Source organism: Comamonas testosteroni (assembly GCF_030505195.1).
GTDB lineage: Bacteria > Pseudomonadota > Gammaproteobacteria > Burkholderiales > Burkholderiaceae_C > Comamonas > Comamonas testosteroni_G.
The window spans coordinates 4566366-4585138 of the sequence record NZ_CP129672.1; the positions used below are offsets into that span (position 1 = coordinate 4566366).

General features: G+C 62.8%; 18 protein-coding genes. 12 read left to right on the forward strand and 6 right to left on the reverse strand.

Annotation, left to right across the window (positions count from 1 at the left end; all coding sequences use genetic code 11):
* Window positions 1-14: 14 nt before the first annotated feature.
* From QYQ99_RS21095 to QYQ99_RS21130, 8 genes are all read left to right on the forward strand, one after another.
* The gene (locus QYQ99_RS21095) at window positions 15-842 is read left to right on the forward strand and encodes a polysaccharide deacetylase family protein (RefSeq protein WP_302089878.1); all 828 of its coding nucleotides are present in this window, start codon (window positions 15-17) and stop codon (window positions 840-842) included.
* 21 nt (window positions 843-863) lie between these two features.
* Window positions 864-1844, forward strand: coding sequence for a sterol desaturase family protein (locus QYQ99_RS21100; RefSeq protein WP_302089879.1), 981 nt, complete (start codon window positions 864-866; stop codon window positions 1842-1844).
* 14 nt (window positions 1845-1858) lie between these two features.
* Window positions 1859-2746, forward strand: a complete 888-nt coding sequence (locus QYQ99_RS21105; RefSeq protein ID WP_302093234.1) for an EI24 domain-containing protein — start codon at window positions 1859-1861, stop codon at window positions 2744-2746.
* 322 nt (window positions 2747-3068) lie between these two features.
* Entirely contained in the window at window positions 3069-4484 is a 1416-nt protein-coding gene (glnA, locus tag QYQ99_RS21110) for a type I glutamate--ammonia ligase (protein WP_302089880.1), read from the forward strand.
* A 179-nt stretch (window positions 4485-4663) separates the two neighbouring features.
* Complete coding sequence (locus tag QYQ99_RS21115; RefSeq protein ID WP_302089881.1) at window positions 4664-5179, forward strand: hypothetical protein; 516 nt, start codon at window positions 4664-4666, stop codon at window positions 5177-5179.
* Window positions 5180-5215: 36 nt separating this feature from the next.
* The gene (gene glnL, locus QYQ99_RS21120; RefSeq protein WP_034376604.1) at window positions 5216-6325 is read left to right on the forward strand and encodes a nitrogen regulation protein NR(II); all 1110 of its coding nucleotides are present in this window, start codon (window positions 5216-5218) and stop codon (window positions 6323-6325) included.
* Between the two features lie 46 nt (window positions 6326-6371).
* Window positions 6372-7922: a nitrogen regulation protein NR(I) gene (ntrC, locus tag QYQ99_RS21125; RefSeq protein WP_302089882.1), complete on the forward strand. Its 1551-nt coding sequence runs from the start codon at window positions 6372-6374 to the stop codon at window positions 7920-7922.
* Window positions 7923-8061: 139 nt separating this feature from the next.
* Window positions 8062-8889, forward strand: coding sequence for a hypothetical protein (locus QYQ99_RS21130; protein ID WP_302089883.1), 828 nt, complete (start codon window positions 8062-8064; stop codon window positions 8887-8889).
* A 13-nt stretch (window positions 8890-8902) separates the two neighbouring features.
* Here the strand turns inward: QYQ99_RS21130 and xth are convergent, their stop codons facing one another.
* Complete coding sequence (xth, locus tag QYQ99_RS21135) at window positions 8903-9679, reverse strand: exodeoxyribonuclease III (protein ID WP_302089884.1); 777 nt, start codon at window positions 9677-9679, stop codon at window positions 8903-8905.
* 284 nt (window positions 9680-9963) lie between these two features.
* Between xth and QYQ99_RS21140 the strand changes: the two genes are divergently transcribed.
* On the forward strand, window positions 9964-10170 hold the full coding sequence (locus QYQ99_RS21140) for a putative hemolysin (RefSeq protein ID WP_034359314.1): 207 nt from the start codon (window positions 9964-9966) through the stop codon (window positions 10168-10170).
* A gap of 95 nt (window positions 10171-10265) precedes the next feature.
* Here QYQ99_RS21140 and QYQ99_RS21145 read toward each other — a convergent pair whose 3' ends face one another.
* The 3 genes from QYQ99_RS21145 to QYQ99_RS21155 all read right to left on the reverse strand — a co-directional run bounded on the left by QYQ99_RS21145 (window position 10266) and on the right by QYQ99_RS21155 (window position 13006).
* On the reverse strand, window positions 10266-11348 hold the full coding sequence (locus QYQ99_RS21145; RefSeq protein ID WP_302089885.1) for a metallophosphoesterase: 1083 nt from the start codon (window positions 11346-11348) through the stop codon (window positions 10266-10268).
* A gap of 200 nt (window positions 11349-11548) precedes the next feature.
* On the reverse strand, window positions 11549-12052 hold the full coding sequence (locus QYQ99_RS21150; protein ID WP_302089886.1) for a dihydrofolate reductase: 504 nt from the start codon (window positions 12050-12052) through the stop codon (window positions 11549-11551).
* A gap of 123 nt (window positions 12053-12175) precedes the next feature.
* Window positions 12176-13006 carry a thymidylate synthase gene (locus QYQ99_RS21155; protein WP_302089887.1) on the reverse strand — a complete coding sequence of 277 codons (831 nt, stop codon included), beginning with the start codon at window positions 13004-13006 and terminating at the stop codon, window positions 12176-12178.
* A 243-nt stretch (window positions 13007-13249) separates the two neighbouring features.
* On the opposite strand from QYQ99_RS21155, the gene QYQ99_RS21160 reads away from it, so the two are divergent.
* The gene (locus QYQ99_RS21160; RefSeq protein ID WP_302089888.1) at window positions 13250-13831 is read left to right on the forward strand and encodes a hypothetical protein; all 582 of its coding nucleotides are present in this window, start codon (window positions 13250-13252) and stop codon (window positions 13829-13831) included.
* A gap of 69 nt (window positions 13832-13900) precedes the next feature.
* On the opposite strand, the gene QYQ99_RS21165 is transcribed toward QYQ99_RS21160, so the two are convergent.
* Window positions 13901-15343, reverse strand: a complete 1443-nt coding sequence (locus tag QYQ99_RS21165; RefSeq protein ID WP_302089889.1) for an FAD-binding oxidoreductase — start codon at window positions 15341-15343, stop codon at window positions 13901-13903.
* 143 nt (window positions 15344-15486) lie between these two features.
* On the opposite strand from QYQ99_RS21165, the gene QYQ99_RS21170 reads away from it, so the two are divergent.
* Window positions 15487-16440 carry a LysR family transcriptional regulator gene (locus QYQ99_RS21170; RefSeq protein WP_302089890.1) on the forward strand — a complete coding sequence of 318 codons (954 nt, stop codon included), beginning with the start codon at window positions 15487-15489 and terminating at the stop codon, window positions 16438-16440.
* On the opposite strand, the gene QYQ99_RS21175 is transcribed toward QYQ99_RS21170, so the two are convergent.
* Complete coding sequence (locus QYQ99_RS21175; protein ID WP_326999258.1) at window positions 16427-16942, reverse strand: DUF2069 domain-containing protein; 516 nt, start codon at window positions 16940-16942, stop codon at window positions 16427-16429. The two genes, QYQ99_RS21170 and QYQ99_RS21175, sit on opposite strands and share 14 nt — an antisense overlap.
* A 539-nt stretch (window positions 16943-17481) precedes the next feature.
* On the opposite strand from QYQ99_RS21175, the gene QYQ99_RS21180 reads away from it, so the two are divergent.
* The gene (locus QYQ99_RS21180) at window positions 17482-18765 is read left to right on the forward strand and encodes a YihY family inner membrane protein (protein WP_302093235.1); all 1284 of its coding nucleotides are present in this window, start codon (window positions 17482-17484) and stop codon (window positions 18763-18765) included.
* The last annotated feature ends 8 nt before the right edge of the window (window positions 18766-18773 follow it).

Here is an 18773-nt window from a genome sequence, read left to right on the forward strand (position 1 = left end):
CTCAAGGAGGGTGGATGCAAAGACGTTGTTTCATGCTCGGCTCGCTGGTCGGCAGCCTGCCTGCCGTTCCAGCCTTCGCTGCCGAAGCTTCAAAGAAGATGGCTTCAGGCACATGCTCCAAGGCGGTTTACCTGACTTTTGACACAGGGCATATGGGCATTGCCCAGTGGGTCGCCCAGGTTCTGCAAAAGCACAAGGTGTCCGTCACATTCTTTGCCGCCAATGAGGCCACGAAGGAGGGGGGCAGCAGTCTGGGTGACTTCTGGGCCCCGTGGTGGAAGGCGCGTGCCGACGAAGGTCACCAGCTCGCATCCCATACCTTCGACCATATGTACTGGCTGGCCGATATTCGCGACAAGGCCACGGGCCAGGTCACGCACTTCAAGGTCAAGCCCTCGGCCGGGCCCAGGGCCGGCCAGAGCTTCGTGGTGTCTGCCGATGAGTACCGGCAGGAGATTGCGCGCTCCGCCCAGCGGCTGACCCAGATCACGGGCCGCAAGACCTTGCCGCTGTATCGTGCTCCGGGCGGCAAGACATCGCCGGCGCTGATTGCCGCAGCGCAGCAGGGCGGCTTTCAGCATGTGGGCTGGGCGCCGGCAGGCTTTCTGGGCGACGAGCTGCCCAGCGACAAATATCCGAATGAACGCTTGCTGGCCCAGGCACTCAAAAACATAGGTAACGGCGATATCTTGCTGGCGCACCTGGGGATCTGGTCGCGCCAGGATCCCTGGGCCCCGGCGGTGCTGGAGCCGCTGATCGTCGGTCTGCTGGATAAGGGTTTTTGCTTTCGTACGCTGGCCGAGCATCCGGCGTATCAGGGCTGGATTGCGCAGCACCGCTGAGTGCTGCAGGAGGAGTGAGTCGTGGATTGGTTGGTTCAGATGTTTGGTGAGGCGCAGCAACGTCTGTTCGAAGGCGTGGTGCAGCCGTTTCTGTTCCATTTCGGCATGGCGAACCTGCTCGAAGATGGCTACACGGCCACGGGCTGGCTGCTGGTGGGGCTGCTGCAGATAGCAGTCATGGTCGCGGTGATCGTGCCGCTGCAGCGCTGGAGGCCGGTCGAGCCCGTGGTGGACCGCCAGGCGATTCGTGTGGACATCCTCTATACGCTGATTCATCGGCTGGGACTGTTCAGGCTGGCCTTGTTCTTCACGACGGAGCCGCTGTGGAATTCGCTCATGGGCCAGCTCCATGTCTGGGGCTTGCCGGGCTTTCACCTTGACGATATCTGGCCGGGCGTGACGGACAATGGCTGGGTCAGTCTGTTGATGTATCTGGTGGTCTTCGATCTGGTCGAGTACTGGATTCATCGAGGCCAGCACGGCTTTGCCTGGTGGTGGAAGCTGCATGCCGTGCACCACTCGCAGCGCCAGATGACGGTGTGGAGCGACAACCGCAATCACCTGCTCGACGACGTGATCCATGACGCCATCATCGTGCTGGTGGCCCAGCTGATTGGAGTGGCTCCGGGGCAGTTCGTAGCCATCGTGGCCCTGACCCAGCTCAGCGAGAGCTTCCAGCATGCCAACGTGCGCATCTGGTTTGGCCAGCTGGGCGAGCGCCTGTGGATCAGCCCGCGCTTTCACCGCCGCCATCACGCCATCGGTATTGGCCACGAACCCATGGCGCCTGTGCGCAACAAGAAGGTGCACGGCAACAACTTCGGCGTATTGCTGCCCTGGTGGGACATATTGTTTGGCACGGCCAACTTCGATCTGCGCTATGACCCCACTGGCATTCGCGATCAGGTGCAAGCGAATGCAAAAGGACAATTGCGCGACTATGGCCGTGGCTTCTGGGCGCAGCAGTGGCTGGCTGTCCTGCGATTGATGGGTCGCGCATAAGTCAATCCTTGAGTATGCTTGCCAGCATGAGCTTGCTACTCGACTCTTTTTGGCGTGCCCTGGCGTATTGCCTGCATAAGCGGGTCATTGTCTGGTCACTCTTGCCGCTGCTGGCCATGGCCTTGATGGCCTGGCTTCTTGGTTACTTCTTCTGGGCCGATGCGGTCCTCAAGGTGCAAAGCCTGCTGGACGGGGTGGGCTGGCTGCATTCCTTGTGGCTATGGCTGCAAGGGCTGGGCCTTGGGTATGCCTCGGAGGTGGTGGCCTCCATTTTTGTGGTGTTGGGAGCAATGCCGGTACTCGTGGTGCTGGTTTTGCTGCTGGTGGGCCTGTTCATGGCACCAGTGCTGACGCAGCTGGTGGCCGAGAAGCGCTTTGTCGGGCTGGAGAAAAAGCATGGCGGCTCTACCGTGGCCAGCCTGGTCTGGTCGGGTGGCTCCACGCTGATTGCGCTGCTGGCCTTGTTTGTCACTTTGCCGCTATGGGTGTTCCCGCCGCTGATGCTGGTGGTGGCTCCCCTGATCTGGGGCTGGCTCACCTACAGGGTCATGGCATTTGATGCCTTGTCCGAGCATGCCAGCAAGGATGAGCGCCGGGCCCTGTTTGCCCGTCACCGCATGTCACTCATTCTGATGGGGGTGATCTGCGGCTATCTGGGCACAGCACCCGGTGTGGTCTGGATTTCCGGGCTGCTGTTCCTGGCCGCTTTCTGGATTCTGGTTCCGATTGCGATCTGGATCTACGCGCTGGTGTTTGCCTTCTCTGCACTGTGGTTTGCTCACTTCTGTCTGGCTGCGCTGGAGCAGATGAGGGCGCAGACCATGCCGAGTGCCGCTGATCCACAGGTTCCGCTTGCACCTGGTGCAGATGATTCGGGTGGTGCAGCTTCGGTGGCTCGCTGAGAAGCATCTGCAGCAGGCATGAATCAGGTGCCATGCACCAAAACCAATCTTATTTTTGATTTGCACCACATTGGTGCAGATATATTCACCAAGGTGGTGCATGTATGAGGTGTGCTCTGGCAGTGAGACAATGCGCGTCTGTTTGGTGCAGTTTGCAGATGCGGCTCTGGTAAGTGCTTATGTCTTGTGCCGAATATCTTTACACCAAGGCTCGGTTTCGGTGCGCAGATGTTGTTGTGAGGCACCGAGGTCGAGTTGGCACGCAAACTGCTAGATACTATTCATTCTTTATTTGATCAGCCAAGTTGGCAGGAGAGATCTAATGGCGAAGACCGTTGCAGACGTGATGCAGATGGTGCAGGATAACGAGGTCAAGTTCGTGGACCTGCGCTTTACCGATACCCGCGGCAAGGAACAGCACGTGACCGTGCCCGTGTCGCACTTTGACGAGGACAAGTTCACCTCGGGCCATGCTTTCGACGGCTCTTCCGTTGCCGGCTGGAAGGGTATCGAAGCCTCGGACATGCAGCTGGTTCCCGATCCCAACACTGCCAATATCGATCCCTTCTTTGAAGAAACCACGCTGATTTTGCAGTGTGATGTGATCGAGCCCGGTGATGGCAAGGCCTATGACCGCGATCCCCGCTCCATCGCCAAGCGTGCCGAAGCCTATCTGAAGGCCTCCGGCCTGGGCGATACCGCTTACTTCGGTCCCGAACCCGAATTCTTCATCTTCGACGGCGTGCGCTGGGGCACCGAGCCTCACAACCCCTTCTTCGAAATCGAAGAATACGAGGCTCCCTGGAACACTGGCACCAAGTTCGAAACCGGTAACCGTGGTCACCGCCCCCGCAACAAGGGTGGCTACTTCCCCGTTCCTCCCGTTGACAGCACCCAGGACATGCGTGCAGAGATGTCGCTGCTGCTGGAAGCGGTCGGCATCCCTGTCGAAGTGTTCCACCATGAAGTGGCTGGTGCCGGTCAGAACGAAATCGGCACACGCTTCTCGACCCTGGTCGAGCGTGCCGACTGGACGCAGCTGCAAAAATACATCATCTGGAACGTGGCCAACACCTACGGCAAGACGGCAACCTTCATGCCCAAGCCCTACGCTGGCGATAACGGCTCCGGCATGCACGTGCACCAGTCCGTGTGGAAGGATGGCAAGAACCTGTTTGCAGGCGACGGCTATGCCGGCCTGTCCGACTTCGCCCTGTACTACATCGGAGGCATCATCAAGCACGCTCGTGCCCTGAACGCCATCACCAACCCCGGCACCAACAGCTACAAGCGTCTGGTTCCCGGCTTCGAAGCGCCCGTGAAGCTGGCGTACTCGGCCAAGAACCGCTCGGCTTCCATCCGTATTCCTTACGTCAGCAACCCCAAGGGTCGCCGCGTGGAAGCCCGCTTCCCCGATCCTCTGATGAACCCCTACCTGGGTTTCGCAGCTTTGCTGATGGCTGGCCTTGACGGCGTGGAAAACAAGATCCATCCCGGCGAAGCCGCGACCAAGGATCTCTACCATCTGCCTCCCGAGGAAGACAAGCTGGTGCCTACCGTCTGCCACAGCCTGGATCAGGCTCTGGAAGCCCTGGACGCCGATCGTGCGTTCCTGACCAAGGGCGGTGTGTTCTCCGACAGCATGCTGGATGCCTACATCGAGCTGAAGATGGGCGAAGTGACTCGCTATCGCCAGTCGGTGCACCCTGTCGAATACGATATGTACTTCTCGCTGTAAAGCAGAGGTCAAAAAAGGCGGCGCAAGCCGCCTTTTTTATTGAGCGCCCGCAGAAGCGCGCGTGGCAGCAAAGGAACCAAACGGGTTGGTGGCGGTCAAGTAGTCAATGAAAGCCGCAGGCTTGGAGCGATACTCAGGGTATTGCGGACTTGCGGCCGCCGTCTGCCTGAGAGGACCGAATGAAGAAGTTTTATGTGTTGTCGTTGCTGTGTCTTGCATCCGGGCTGGTTTTTGCCCAGGATGCAATCTACCGCTGCGGCAATGAGTACACCAACAATGTTTCGCAGGCCAAGGCCAAGGGATGCAAGCCGGTCGATGGCAGTGGTGTGACGGTGATTCACGGCACCAGACCCTCGGGTAGCAATGCCGCTGCGGCGCCGGCCAAGCCCAAGCCGGCAAGCGGCTCTGCATCGAGCGCACCGGCGGCCCCGGCCCGCAGCGACAGTGCCGCTCAGAAAGCACGTGACTCCGATGCGCGCGCCATTCTGCAAGGCGAGCTGAACAAGGCCCAGGCCAGACTGGCCGAGCTGAAGGCAGAGTACAACGATGGCAACCCCGTGCGCACGGCGCTGGAGTTGCGCAATCCTCAGGGCTACCCGGAGCGGGTGGCCAAGCTCAAGGCCGATATCACCCGCCAGGAAAGTGATATCGCAGGCATCAAGCGAGAGCTGGACCGGCTGCCTGCGGTCAACTAATCCGCCCCTTGGGGCTGGTCATTTTTGGTCAATCGCATGAGTTCCACTGCAGCCCCGCTTCCCGATATCTCCAGGCCTGATCCGGATCAGGCCAATGCTAACGGCTACCAGTCGCTGGACTGGCTTTGCACCTTGATTGCCGTGCTTGACGAGTACGGCATGGTGCGCTTTGTCAATGCGGCGCTGGAAAACGCCCTGGGCCAGTCGCGCCGCATCATGGTGGGCAGCGACTTCGCCACCTGCTTTGCCGAGCCTGCCTTGCTGGACAAGGCGCTCAGTGGCGCGCGTTCCAACGACTTTGCGGCGCTGCGCTTCGAGGCCAGCTTGCTGCGCCTGGGGCAGGAGCCCCTGCCGATTCACGCGGCTGTTTCGCTGGCCGAGAAGGCCGGCCATGTCATGGTGGAGATGTGGCCGCTGGAACAGCAGGCTCGTCAGGATCGCGAGGAACGCATCCGAGAGCAGGCGCTGGCGAACAAGGAGCTGATTCGCAATCTGGCGCACGAGATCAAGAATCCGCTGGGCGGCATTCGCGGCGCAGCCCAGCTGCTGCAGATGGATCTGGTCACGCCAGAGTTGCTGGAATACACCACGGTCATCATTCACGAGGCCGATCGCCTGCAGGCGCTGGTGGACAGGTTGCTGGCCCCACATCGCCACCCGCATGAGGTGGGCGACGTCAATATTCACGAGGTCTGCGAGCGCGTGCGCTCACTGGTGCTGGTCGAGCACCCCCAGGGGCTCAAGATCACGCGTGACTATGACATCTCCATCCCCGAGTTCAGAGGCGACAGCGCACAGCTGATACAGGCCCTGCTCAATATCGTTCAGAACGCGGCCCAGGCGCTGGGGCGGCGCATTGCAGAGGGCGATGCCGAGATCATTCTGAGGACGCGTGTGGCCAGACAGGTCACTCTGGGGCGCGAGCGCTACAGATTGGCACTGGAATTGCATGTAATCGACAACGGGTCAGGCGTGCCAGATGCCATCAAGGAACGGATTTTCTATCCTTTGGTCTCGGGCAGAGACGGCGGATCCGGCCTGGGGCTAACGCTGGCTCAGACCTTTGTGCAGCGTCACCATGGCCTGATCGAATGCGAGAGCCAGCCGGGGAGGACGGATTTCCGAATCCTGATACCGCTGCCGTAAAGCCTGACATTATCAATATGCAGAAGAAGGGAAGGATGTTGCACGAATGAAGCCAATCTGGATTGTGGACGACGACCCTTCCATCCGCTTTGTGCTTGAAAAAGCATTGGGGCGTGAAGGCTGGCCCATTCGCAGCTTTACCCAGCCGCGCGATGTGCTCAAGGCCCTGGCTGATGTGGACAACAGCGATCCCGAGCGTCAGGCTCCACAGGTGCTGGTCAGCGATATACGCATGCCTGGCGGCTCGGGCCTTGAGCTGCTGGAGCAGGTCAGGGCGCAGCAGCCCGGGCTGCCGATGATCATCATGACGGCCTATTCCGATCTGGACAGTGCCGTCTCGGCATTCCAGCGTGGGGCTTTCGAGTATCTGCCCAAGCCATTTGATGTACCCAAGGCCGTGGAGTTGATCCGGCGCGCCGTGGAGGAAAGCCAGCGCGAGGAGGTGGCCGATGTGCAGGCACCGGTGCAGGCGGAAATGCTGGGTCAGGCACCTGCCATGCAGGACGTGTTTCGTGCCATCGGCAGACTGAGCCAGAGTCATGTCACGGTGCTGATCACCGGGGAGTCCGGCGCGGGCAAGGAGTTGGTTGCACGAGCGCTGCACAAGCATTCTCCGGTTGCTGGTGGACCGTTTGTGGCCATCAATACCGCCGCCATTCCGAAAGATCTGCTGGAGTCCGAACTGTTCGGTCACGAGCGCGGCGCCTTTACCGGCGCGCAGACCCAGCGCAGGGGGCGTTTCGAGCAGGCCGAAGGCGGTACGCTGTTTCTCGATGAAATTGGCGACATGCCGTTCGAGCTGCAGACGCGTCTGCTGCGGGTGCTCTCCGACGGTCATTTCTACCGGGTTGGCGGACATCAGGCCGTCAAGGCTCATGTGCGTGTGATCGCGGCGACGCACCAGGATCTGGAGCTGCGAGTCAAGGACGGCGCTTTCCGCGAGGACTTGTTCCATCGTCTGAATGTGATCCGCCTGCGCCTGCCCGCGCTGCGCGAGCGCAAGGAAGACGTGCCCATGCTGACCCAGCATTTCCTGCAGCAAAGCGCGCGTCAACTGGGGGTGGAGCCCAAACGCATGAGCACTGCCGCCATGAGCCGCCTGCAGGCCTTCAACTTTCCGGGCAATGTGCGCCAGCTGGAAAACATCTGTCACTGGTTGACCGTCATGGCTCCGGCCCAGCAGATTGCGCTCAAGGACTTGCCGCCCGAAGTTCTGGGCAGCTCTGCATCGGTGAACACGGCAGTCTTTGCCGGCGCATTGAGCAGCGGTGTGGGCCTGGACCACTCCAAGGCAAACCTGCCCGAGGCGGCAGTCATGTCCGTGCCTGGCACTGCGGCAACGCCTTTGGCCGAAGCTTCGGCATCGACCGAGGGCTGGCTGCAAGGGTTGGGCAAGCAGGCCGAGGAACTGTTGTCGCAAGGCCACCACGATGTATGGGATCAGCTGTCCCATCAGTTCGAGGCACAGTTGCTGCGAACGGCTCTGGCGGCCACGCATGGTCGCAGAGTGGAGGCTGCCAGCCGACTGGGGATTGGCCGCAACACCATTACCCGAAAGCTGCAGGAGTTGGGGCTGGAGAACGAAAACTTCGATTGAAGCGCCGCAGTGCTCACTTGCTCTCGCGGTAGGTTTTATCCGTCCTACATGGTGCAATCACGGTTGACGACATGAGGCAGATGGCGCAGGGATAACAATCAACAGGCCTTTGTTGATTGGACTGTTTGCGTTGTCTGCCTTGCCTTCATCCATCTCTTTCCCGCCTGCACTGGGGTCTTTCCCGCAGGATGCGAGCGCCTGGTCGCCATTGCTGCAGATGCCGGAGGCCGAGGAGGCCTTCTGGCACGAGCGCTATATGTGCGAGCCTTACTTCGTCCCGGGGCGTGGTTTTGATCAGTATTACCCCGCCTATTTGCTGGGCTGGCAGGCGGGCAGATATCGGGCTCGGCGGACGGCTTCGGCAGGAGCCAGGAGTTTCGAATCCCTGGAGGCCGAGTTGCGCCAGCATTGGTCGCTGCATTGCGGGGGCAGCCTGCTGGACTGGTCTCAGGTCAGAGCAGCCGTCAAGGCCGCCTGGCGCCGTGCGATTGCTCCACCCGCGTCCAAGCCTTGCGCGGAGGTTGTACTGGGCCAGATGGCGAGGAACAGTCTTGCTCTGGCGTTACAGGCAGCACTGCATTTTGCGCAAAGCTCCAGAGAGTTTTTGACGGCCGCAGACTCCAGCATGGCTGTCGATGCCCTGCGCCGCTTCTCGCTCGATTCACACAAGCTGGTTTCCGAGCTGGAGCAACTGCTGGATGGTGCTGCGGCGGCCCCGCTATCCATGGCCTTGGATGAGGGCGGTCTGCTGCAGCGAGTGCGCAAGACCTGGCTTGACTACCTGGGAGAGACGGCGGCCGAAACCTGGCTGGGTGTGCTACGGCGCTTGCAGACCTGGCTGGAGCGCACCGAGCACACTGTTCAGCTGGATTTGCCGGTCAAAGTCGCCAAGCTGCTCAAGCGCCATGTGATGCTGCTGCGCGGTCAGGTACAGGCCTTGCAGTGGCTCAGCCACGGCGCGGCCTGAGCCGCATCCTGCCTCAGTCCAGTGTGACAATCACGGGGGCGTGGTCGCTGGGCTGCTTGTTCTTGCGCGGAGCGCGATCCACGCTGCAGGCGCTGACCTTGCTCTTGAGAGCCTCGCTGACCAGGATGTGGTCGATGCGCAGGCCGCGATTCTTCTGAAAGCCCAGCATGCGGTAGTCCCACCAGGAGTAGCTTTTCTCCGGTTGTTCGAACATGCGGAAGGCATCGCTCAAGCCCAGTTGCAACAGGCGCTGGAAATGGTCGCGCTCTTGCACCGTGTGGTGGATCGTGTCCTTGAGGCCGACGGGGTCGTAGGAGTCGCGATCTTCGGGAGCCACGTTGAAGTCCCCCACCAGCACCAGACGCGGATGCAGGGCCATCTGGTTCTGGATCCAATCGTGCAGTGCCTGCAACCAGCGCATCTTGTAGGCAAATTTTTCCGAGCCAGGTTCCTGGCCGTTGACGAAGTAGCCATTGATCAGACGAATCTCGCCGCTTGGCGAGTCTATGGTCGTGGCAATGATGCGGGCCTGTTCGTCGTCAAACCCGGGGATGTTGCGCACCACATCGCGCCCCGGCTCGCGCGTGATCCAGGCTACGCCGTTATAGGTCTTCTGGCCGTGGCTGACAGCCTTGTAGCCAGCTTCCTCGAACGCCATGTGGGGGAACTTGTCGTCGGTGAGCTTGAGCTCCTGCAGACCCAGCGCATCGACGGGGTTGGCGGCAAGCCAGTCCAGCACCTGCGGCAGTCGTACGGACAAGGAGTTCACATTCCAGGTGGCAATTTTCATCTTCTTCAACTTTCCTTATTTCATGCGGGTTCCAAGGGGGCGGATTCTTGAAGGAGGCCTCTGGCTACCAGCCTGGCTACTCGAACTGAGCCCTTGGGGGCATTTTTCTCACGGTGACTGACAGCATAGCAAGCCTGGCCCTCTCTGAAGCCGGCAAGGCTGTCCGCCGCGATCCCTCGGGTGGCGGACCTTGGCATTTGCGGCTCTGAAGCCCAATGCGCATAGGCCGGCGTGCAGGCTTTTGCTACATTGAGCCCATGAAACATGTTCCAAGCCTGGCAGGGATGATGATCGTCGTGGCGGCGGCCGGTGGCTGCGCGCAATCGGTTTCGGTCAATTTTGGCAACCCCTCGGAAGCCAACTGCAAGAAACAGGGCGGCGTGCTGCGCACCGAGAAGGGGGCGGATGCTGATCGAAATACCTGCGTGCTGCCTGACGGCTCTGCTTTTGAGGAGTGGGTGCAGCACGCGCGGCAGCCGCCCGCGAAATAGGCCGAGGCCCAGAGCTGGCTTCAGGCAGCGGCCAGGCGCGGCTCAGGCCAGAGCTGCCTTGATGCCGCAGGGGCTGGCAGGCGTGGAAGATGGCTTCAATCGCGCAGCACCGCGGAGTGCTCGAAATTCTCCGATATGGCCTGTGTGCCGTCGTCAAAGACCAGTACGCGCTCGGGCCAGCGCATGGCGGCGAGCTTGCTGCGCTGAACGGGGTCGTGGCCGCGCAGGCGGTCCAGCCAGCGCGCTCCTACCGAATAGTCCACGCAGAACACATTGCCGCGCAGGCCGTGCCATGACAGCGGCGGCGTTGCGCCGAACAGGTTTTCAAACTGCGAACCATGCGCCGGTGCATCGGCCGGGCGCAGGCGGCGCCAGTAGTGGCCGACGATGACGGCGGGCGCTTCTTCATATTCATTCCACCAGCCCACGCGTTCGACGAAGCGCCATTTGCCGCCCGCGTAAAAGGGGTTGCGGCATTCGCGTTCCACGCCGGCCGTCAGCACCTTCAGAGGGTTGACCATGGCCTTGTTGAGTTCGTTCTCGCTATGGGCCGGCAGAAACGGCGGCTCGTGGCGATAGTCTTCGAGGCTGTAAGGCCAGCTCTGTTCTTCCTGGCGCATACGCTCGGCCACGCATTGGGCGATGGCCTGTTCGCCGGCAATCGTCTCGAAGTGGTCGTAGGCAGCGCGTGCGCTGCCGCTGGGCAGCTGGCGAATCATGGCAATTTGCTCGGGCCGCCAGGCGGCATGAACAATGCGCAGATCCTCGCGCTCCAGCGCGATCGGCAACTGACCGAGCTGCTCGAGCATGGCGGGAGTCTGCTCGGCCGGCATGCGCGCGAAAGGCGCGTACTTGGGCTGATCGGCGTCGATGCGACTGTCGAAGAACCAGCCCGAGCCATCCTTGGCATCTTCGCGCAGCAGATTGATTTCGTGGTTGCCCAGCACCGCATGGGCCGTGCCCGAGGCCAGCATGGCGCCGACCAGCGCGAGCACCGAAGGGCTGTCCGGTCCGCGGTCGCAGAAGTCGCCGACAAACACCAGTCGCCGGCCTTCGGGGTGATTGCCCTGGAGGTCGTAGCCCAGGTGGCCCAGCAATTGCACCAGCGCTGCATATTCGCCGTGGATATCGCCAACGATATCGAGGGTGCCAGGAGGCAGGGGCTGGACTAGGCTCATGATGAAAGGGCGATAGGCTTGCGGGGTTGGAGGGCTCAGGCTGCAGCAGGCGGCCTTGCCATTGTCATACGACAGTCATGCAGTGAAGCTGACAATTGTTGCAATGCAACACCGCGAGGGCAAGAGAGTTTTGTCTCGTGCCGGACTGCTGGCCGGCCGGTGCCGATGCGATACCGCACGGCACGAGCCCGCGACAAGGCTCAGCCCTGCCGCTCGAAGCGTACAAAGCGGTAGGGCAGGCCATTGGCAGAGACATGCTCGCTGCGGCTCACGGCCTGCCACTGCTCGCCCAGTTCGGGGGCAAAGGCATCGCCTTCGAAGTCGCGGCAGATTTCGGTCACTTCCACGGCATCGGCCAGCGGCAGGGCCTGGGCATAGATCTGCGCGCCGCCGATGACCCAGACGTCTTGCGAGAGCTTGCAGCCCAGCGCCAGCGCTTCGGGCAGGCTGGCGGCGCGCAGGACCTGGTCGGATGCCGGCTCGGCTTGCCAGTCGGTCTGGCGGGTGACGACGATATTGCTGCGGCCCGGCAGGGGGCGGAAGCGCGCAGGCAGCGAGTCCCAGGTCTTGCGGCCCATGATGACGGCGCAGCCCCGGGTCAGTTCCTTGAAATGCGCCATGTCTTCCGGCAGGTGCCAGGGCATGGTGTTGTCCTTGCCGATGACGCCGTTGGCTGCGCGGGCGTAGATGAGTTGAATGGCCATAGCTATCAATAAAGAAGCTGCTAGCGCTTGTCAGTTGTTGATTTCAGATATGAAAGTACTTGAAATCGTTTTCTATCAAGCGATAGCAGCTTCTATTTTTATAGTGATTCGAAGAGCAGCAGTTTAGACCGCCACGGGCGCCTTGATGCCGGCATGGTGCTGATAGTCCAGCACTTCGAAGTCCTCGTACTCGTAGCCGAAGATGGAGTCGGGCTTGCGCTTGATGTTCAGCGTCGGATAGGCGAAGGGCTGTCGCGACAGCTGGGTCTGCACCTGTTCGAAGTGGTTGTTGTAAATGTGGCAGTCGCCGCCGGTCCAGATGAAGTCGCCCACTTCCAGGCCGCATTGCTGGGCCAGCATATGGGTCAGCAGCGCGTAGCTGGCGATGTTGAAGGGCACGCCCAGGAAGATGTCGGCGCTGCGCTGGTAGAGTTGGCAGCTGAGCTTGCCGTCGGCCACATAGAACTGGAAGAAGGAGTGGCAGGGCATGAGCGCCATCTGGTCCAGCTCGGCCACGTTCCAGGCGCTGACGATGATGCGGCGGCTGTCGGGATTGTTCTGGAGCTGCTTGACGACTTCTGCAATCTGGTCGACATGTGTGCCGTCGGCCTTGGGCCAGCTGCGCCATTGCACGCCGTAGACCGGGCCCAGGTCGCCGGTTTCCTTGTCGGCCCATTCGTCCCAGATGGTGCAGCCGCGCTCCTGCAGCCATTTCACATTGCTGTCGCCGCGCAGAAACCACAGCAGCTCCAGGATGATGGACTTCAGGTGCACCTTCTTGGTGGTGACCAGCGGGAAGCCTTCATTGAGGTTGAAGCGCATCTGGTAGCCGAACACGCTGCGCGTGCCCGTGCCCGTGCGGTCGGTCTTGGATGCGCCGTGCTCGAACACATGGCGCATAAAGGTTTCGTACTGGCAGCGCACGGGGCGCAGGGTGCAGGTGGTGGAGTTCATGGTGCAAAAAGCGGTCAAAGACTTGCAAAGACTGGCTGTGCCGTCAGCGTACACAAGGTGGCGCTGCTCTTGAAGAGGGTAGGCCCGCAGGGGCCGCGACAGCCGAAGTGTGCCACGTGCGCGAGCGTGCCGGCTTGCCGGCTGTCAATGACCCGGCCTGCGGCCCTGTCTGTCCCAAAGCCGCTGTCGCTGGCTTCACAATGGCAAGGAAAACAACCGAGCTGAAACAAGGAGAGTGAGCTCATGTCACGCAATTTTGTGAGCACTGCGGCGGTTGCGCTGGCCGCTGCGGCCTTGCTGGTCGCCTGCGACAAGACCAAGGCCCCGGCTCCCACCGCCGCTGCAGCGGATGCCCGGGCAGCGGCTGCCCCGCCCGCTGCCACGGCACAGATCGAGGAGGCGGCCACGGCCCCCGTCGAGGAAGTGCGCGTCCCCCATGTGGCCACGGACGGCGAGCCAGGCCTGGACAGCCTCAAGCCGCTGCTGGGCAAGTACCGCTGGGATGGAGTGGACTATGTGAAGGATGGCGTGCTGGCCCAGCGGCTGAAGACGCTGATGGGCCCTCAGTACGACACGCTGCTCAAGAACCTGCAGGCCCTGGGTCCGCTGGAGCCTTCCGCAGCTGTGCTGTACGTGATGGGCAATCGCCAGCATCAGGGCGGCGAGGAAATGGCCGCCGTGGTGATCGACCCGGTGCGCAACGGCCTGCGCGTCTGGCTGCTCAGCGAGGGCCGGCAGACTGTGTTCACCGATGTGGACGGTGCAGACATTCCCTGGCCCAGTGCGGTGCAAAGCATGCTGCGCAATATCGAGACCACCCAATGAAGCCCTGACTGCGGCCAGAAAAAAGCCCTGCCGATCCTGGCAGGGCTTTTTTTATCGGCGGCGGCGGGATCAGCCGCGCGTCAGCACCACGCCGGGGTTCATGATGCCCTGCGGGTCCAGAGCCTGCTTGATGGCGCGCATCATCTGCAGGGCAACGGGGGACTGGTATTTTTCGAGCTTGTCCGTCTTGAGCGCGCCCACGCCATGCTCGGCCGAGAACGAGCCGCCGAAGGCGTCCACGGCCTCGTAGACCAGGTGGTTGACCAGGGCCTCCTTGTCGCGCAGAAAGGCCTTGCCGTCCTCGCCTTCGGGCACCTGCACGTTGTAGTGGAGATTGCCGTCGCCCAGATGGCCGAAGTTGACCAGCCGCACGCCGGGAATCTCGCGCTTGAGCACGGCGTCGGCATGCTCGACAAAGGCGGGGATGCGCGAGGCGGCGACCGAGATATCGTGCTTGATGTTCAGGCCTTCCTCGGCCTGGGCCAGGGGAATGCTCTCGCGGATATGCCACAGGTCATGGGCCTGGGTCAGGTTTTCCGCCACCACGGCGTTGACCACGCAGCCGTCTTCAAAGGCCAGCTCCAGCAGGTGCTCGAAGCGCAGGCGTGCATGCTGCTCGGACTCGCTGTCGCTGTTCTCCAGCAGCACGCAGTAGGGCGCTTCGTCGCCCATGTCGGCCCCCTTTTCGGTGAAGGGCACGCGCAGCTGCGGCATGTGCTTGACGACCAGGCTCAGCGCAAACTGGCCCATGACTTCAAAGCCCGTCAGCCCCGCACCCAGATGCTGGTGCGCCAGGCCCAGCAGGCGCACCGCAGCTTCCATGGACGGCACGGCGGCAAAGGCGGTGAGCTGGGCGGCCGGTTGCGGGAACAGCTTCATGGTCGCGGCGGTGATGATGCCCAGCGTGCCTTCGCTGCCGATGAACAGGTCGCGCAGGTCATAGCCGGTGTTGTCCTTGCGCAGGCCCTTGAGTCCGTCCCAGATCTCTCCCTGGGGCGTCACCACTTCCAGGCCCAGGCATAGGTCGCGGGTGTTGCCATAGCGCACCACCTGCGTGCCGCCGGCGTTGGTGCCCAGATTGCCGCCGATCGTGCAGCTGCCTTCGGCGGCCAGCGACAGCGGGAACAGCAGGCCCTGCTGGTCCGCCAGATCCTGCAGGTTCTGCAAAATGCAGCCGGCTTCGACGGTGAAGGTCAGATTGTCCTTGTCGATATGGCGCACGGCGTTCAGGCGCGTCAGGCTGAGCACGACCTGCTGGCCGCTGTCGTCGGGGGTCGAGCCTACGGAAAGCCCGGTATTGCCGCCCTGGGGCACGATCTGCACGCCCGCTGCGGCGCAGGCCTTGACCACGCCGGCCACTTCGGCCGTGTTGCCGGGGCGCACCACGGCCAGGGACTTGCCGTGTACGCGCTTGCGCCAGTCCTGCTCGTAGGCGGTCAGATCGCCTTCGGTCAGCACATGGGGGGCGCCCACAATCTGGCGCAGGGATTCAAGCAAAGCGGTAGAAGTCATGGCAAGCAGGCCGCAGCAGGGGCGGCAGAGAGGGAAAACAGACGGAAATCCTAAGCCAGGCACAGCGCTGCGGCAGGAAAACCATGAAGCCGCAAGCGTAGAGCATGGCAGACTACGGGACAATCGAAATAAATTGCTTGGTTATGCCGGTTTTTCCGAACAATATCAGTCTGCGCCAGCTGCGCGCCTTTGACGAGGTGGCGCGCCAGGGCGCGTTTGCCCCTGCGGCCCGCGAGCTGTGCCTGACGCAGTCGGCCCTGTCCGAATCCATTCGGCAGCTGGAAGAGGCCCTGGGCCTGCGGCTGTTTGACCGCACCACGCGCACCGTGGGGCTGACGGCCGCCGGCCAGGCCTTCTTGCTCGATGTGCGCCAGGCCTTCGAGAGCCTGGAGCAGGGCTTTCAGAACCTGGGTGATCTGGCCGCGCTGCGCCGCGGCAAGGTGCGCATTGCTGCCGCTCCGTCGGTGCTGGCGGTGTTGCTGCTGCCGGTGCTGCCCGCCTTGCGGGCCCGGCATCCGGGCATCGAGGTGGATCTGATCGAGGACAGCGCCGAAGGCATTGCCCAGCGCGTGCAGGCCGGCAGCGTGGATTTCGGCGTGGGAGCGGCGCACCCGGCAGGCGGCGATTTGCTGACCCAGCCGCTGATCAGCGATGCCATGGGGCTGGTGGCCAGGCTCGATGAGCCTTTGCTGCAGGCCGGGCGGCTGATGGCGGCCGATCTGGCCCAACTGCCTCATCTGGCATTTGTGGGGCTGACTACCGACACTGCCATCAGCCAGTTGCTGGCTTCGGAGCCGGGCATGCCGCAGAACCTGCTGCAGACACCGCTGCGCCTGTCCAATCCGCAATTGCTGTTCGAGGCCGTGAGCCTGGGCCTGGGCGTGAGCATCGTTCCGGCGCTGACGGCGCGCCACCCTTCGCTGGGCCTGCAGGGCGATCTGGGCTTTCGCCTGCTGGACGAGCCGCGCATCCTGCGCCGCACGCTGCTGATTCAGCGCCCGCGCCGTGCGCTGTCACCGGCCGCGCAACTGCTGTTCGATGCGCTGGCGGCGCAGGTGCAGACGCTGGCGCAGTTCGAAGGCATCACGCCTGATTGAGCCGGGCCGCCTTGACGGCTCGCTGGCGCAGGCGCACATGGGCTGCGCAGGCGATGAAGAGCAACACGCACAGCGCCACCTCTGCCAGCGCCAGCCAGCGGCTGGGCGCGGCATCGCTCCAGGCACGCACCACGCCCTCGGTGAAGTAGAGCCACACCAGCAGGCTGAGCCAGCGATAGGTGTACATGCGGCGCTTGAGCAGGCCGATCACGGCAAAGGCCAGCGGCAGGGCCTTGAGAAACAGCCAGGTGCCGCCTTCGCGCAGCGGGGCCAGCCACAGCTCCCAGGCCACGCACAGCAGCATCAGTGCCAGCAGGCTGCCCACGGCCAACCAGCGCGTGGCGGCCACATCGGAGCCGGGCTGCTGGATTGGTGAAGAAGTGTTTTCGGCGGCTTGGGGCGAGAGGGCGTCGGTCATAGCAGTGGCATCATATCGGTCATGCCAGCTTTGTTTGAATCCGGTCGTTTTGTTTTGCGTTCTGCGCTTGACGTTGCGCAGCACCCGTCCTCCTTTTGCGTTCGTAAAGGAGTGCCGTCATGAAGAAAAACGAGCGTGCCGGCTTCTGGGCGGCGCTGGAAGGCAAGGCTCAGCAAGCCAGGCCGGTGACGGAGGATAGGGACAGTCCGGCGCAACCGGCTTCGGCGCACGCGCCTGCGGCAGCGCAGGTAGCGAGCGCAGGGCCGCTCGATCAGCGCCAGGAGCCCAGCCTCGATGGTCCGGGCATACCGCTGGAGCCGGTGTTCGAGCCCATGGCCGAACCTGGCCGCAGCATGAGCCCGCCCGAACCCGTGCCAGCTCCTGCCGTATCGCCTGCAGCAGCATTCAGCACGGCAGCTCAGGGCTGGAGCAGCTATTCCACGCCGAATGCGACGCCAGCCCAGGAGCAAAAAGCGGCGCATGCTTACGCTTCAGGAGTCGCGGACAGTCCCGACCTACGCCCGCAGCGCGTTGCAGAGCGCCCGCGCAGCCGCAGCCTCGACAAGGCCAGGGCGCTGGCGGCGGGCTGCAAGGATCTGGCCGGGCGTATCCCCAAGCCCCAGATGCCCAGCCAGCAGGAGCTCAAGGCTGCCTTGCGCCGCAGAAGCCGCCGTGCGCAGCAGCGCCTGCGTACCTTCCCCTGGCACAACACGGCCCAGGTGCTGCTGGCGCGCTTCAAGGAAGACCGTCTGGGCGTGACGGCCAGCAGTCTTACCTTTACCTCGCTGCTGGCGCTGGTGCCGTTCTTTACCGTGGCACTGGCCCTGTTCACGGCCTTCCCGATTTTTGGCAAGGCGCAGAAGGTGCTGGAGCGCTGGCTGATGGACAGCCTGATTCCCGAGACCATTGCGCGCCAGGTGCTGGGCTATCTCACGCAGTTCGCTTCCAAGGCGAGCCAGCTGGGCCTGGTCGGCTTTTCCATCCTGATGGTCACGGCCATTGCGCTGATCCTGACCATCGACCGCACGCTCAACAACATCTGGCGCGTGCGCCAGCTCAGGCCGCTGGGCCAGCGGGTGTTGATCTACTGGGCCGCCATCACGCTGGGGCCGCTGCTGCTGGGCCTGAGCCTGGTGCTGTCGTCCTATGTGATGTCGGCGTCCAAGGGCCTGGTCAATGCGCTGCCCGGCAGCCTGCGCTTTGTCTTTGATTCCATAGAGTTCGTGGTGCTGGCCGCCGGCATGGCCGGGCTCTACCACTATGTGCCCAACACGCCGGTGCGCTGGCGCCATGCGCTGGTGGGGGGCGTGTTCGTGGCCGTGTTCATGGAAGTGGCCAAGAAGGTGCTGGGCCTCTATCTGTCGTCCGTGCCGACCTACTCGGTGATCTACGGCGCGTTTGCCACACTGCCGATCCTGCTGATCTGGATGTATGTGGCCTGGAGCATTGTGCTGCTGGGGGCTCTGGTCACGGCCTATCTGCCCACGGTACTGGCCGGCGTGGAGCGGATGACGGGGCATCGCGGCTGGCAGTTCGAGCTGGCGGTGGAGGTGCTGCAATGCCTGGCCAGGGAGCGCGAGCTGCCGCACAAGGGCCTGTATGTGCACCAGCTCTCGCGCCGCCTGCGCGTGGAGGCGTCCCAGATTCAACCCGTGCTGCAGGCGCTGGCCAAGCTGGACTGGGTAGGGGCCGTACAGCCGCCCGATGCCTATGTGTCGCTTGAGAGCACCGAGCCGCGCTATGTGTTGCTGGTCGATCCTCAGGCCACTCGGGTTGAGCCTCTGGTGCAGAGCCTGTTGCTTGAGCCGTCCGAGGCGGTGCGGCCGCTGTGGCAGCGCGCCCAGCTCGATGCCATGACCGTGGCCGAGTTGATTGCCGCCCCGGGTGGAGATATTCATAGAGTTTGATGGCGGCG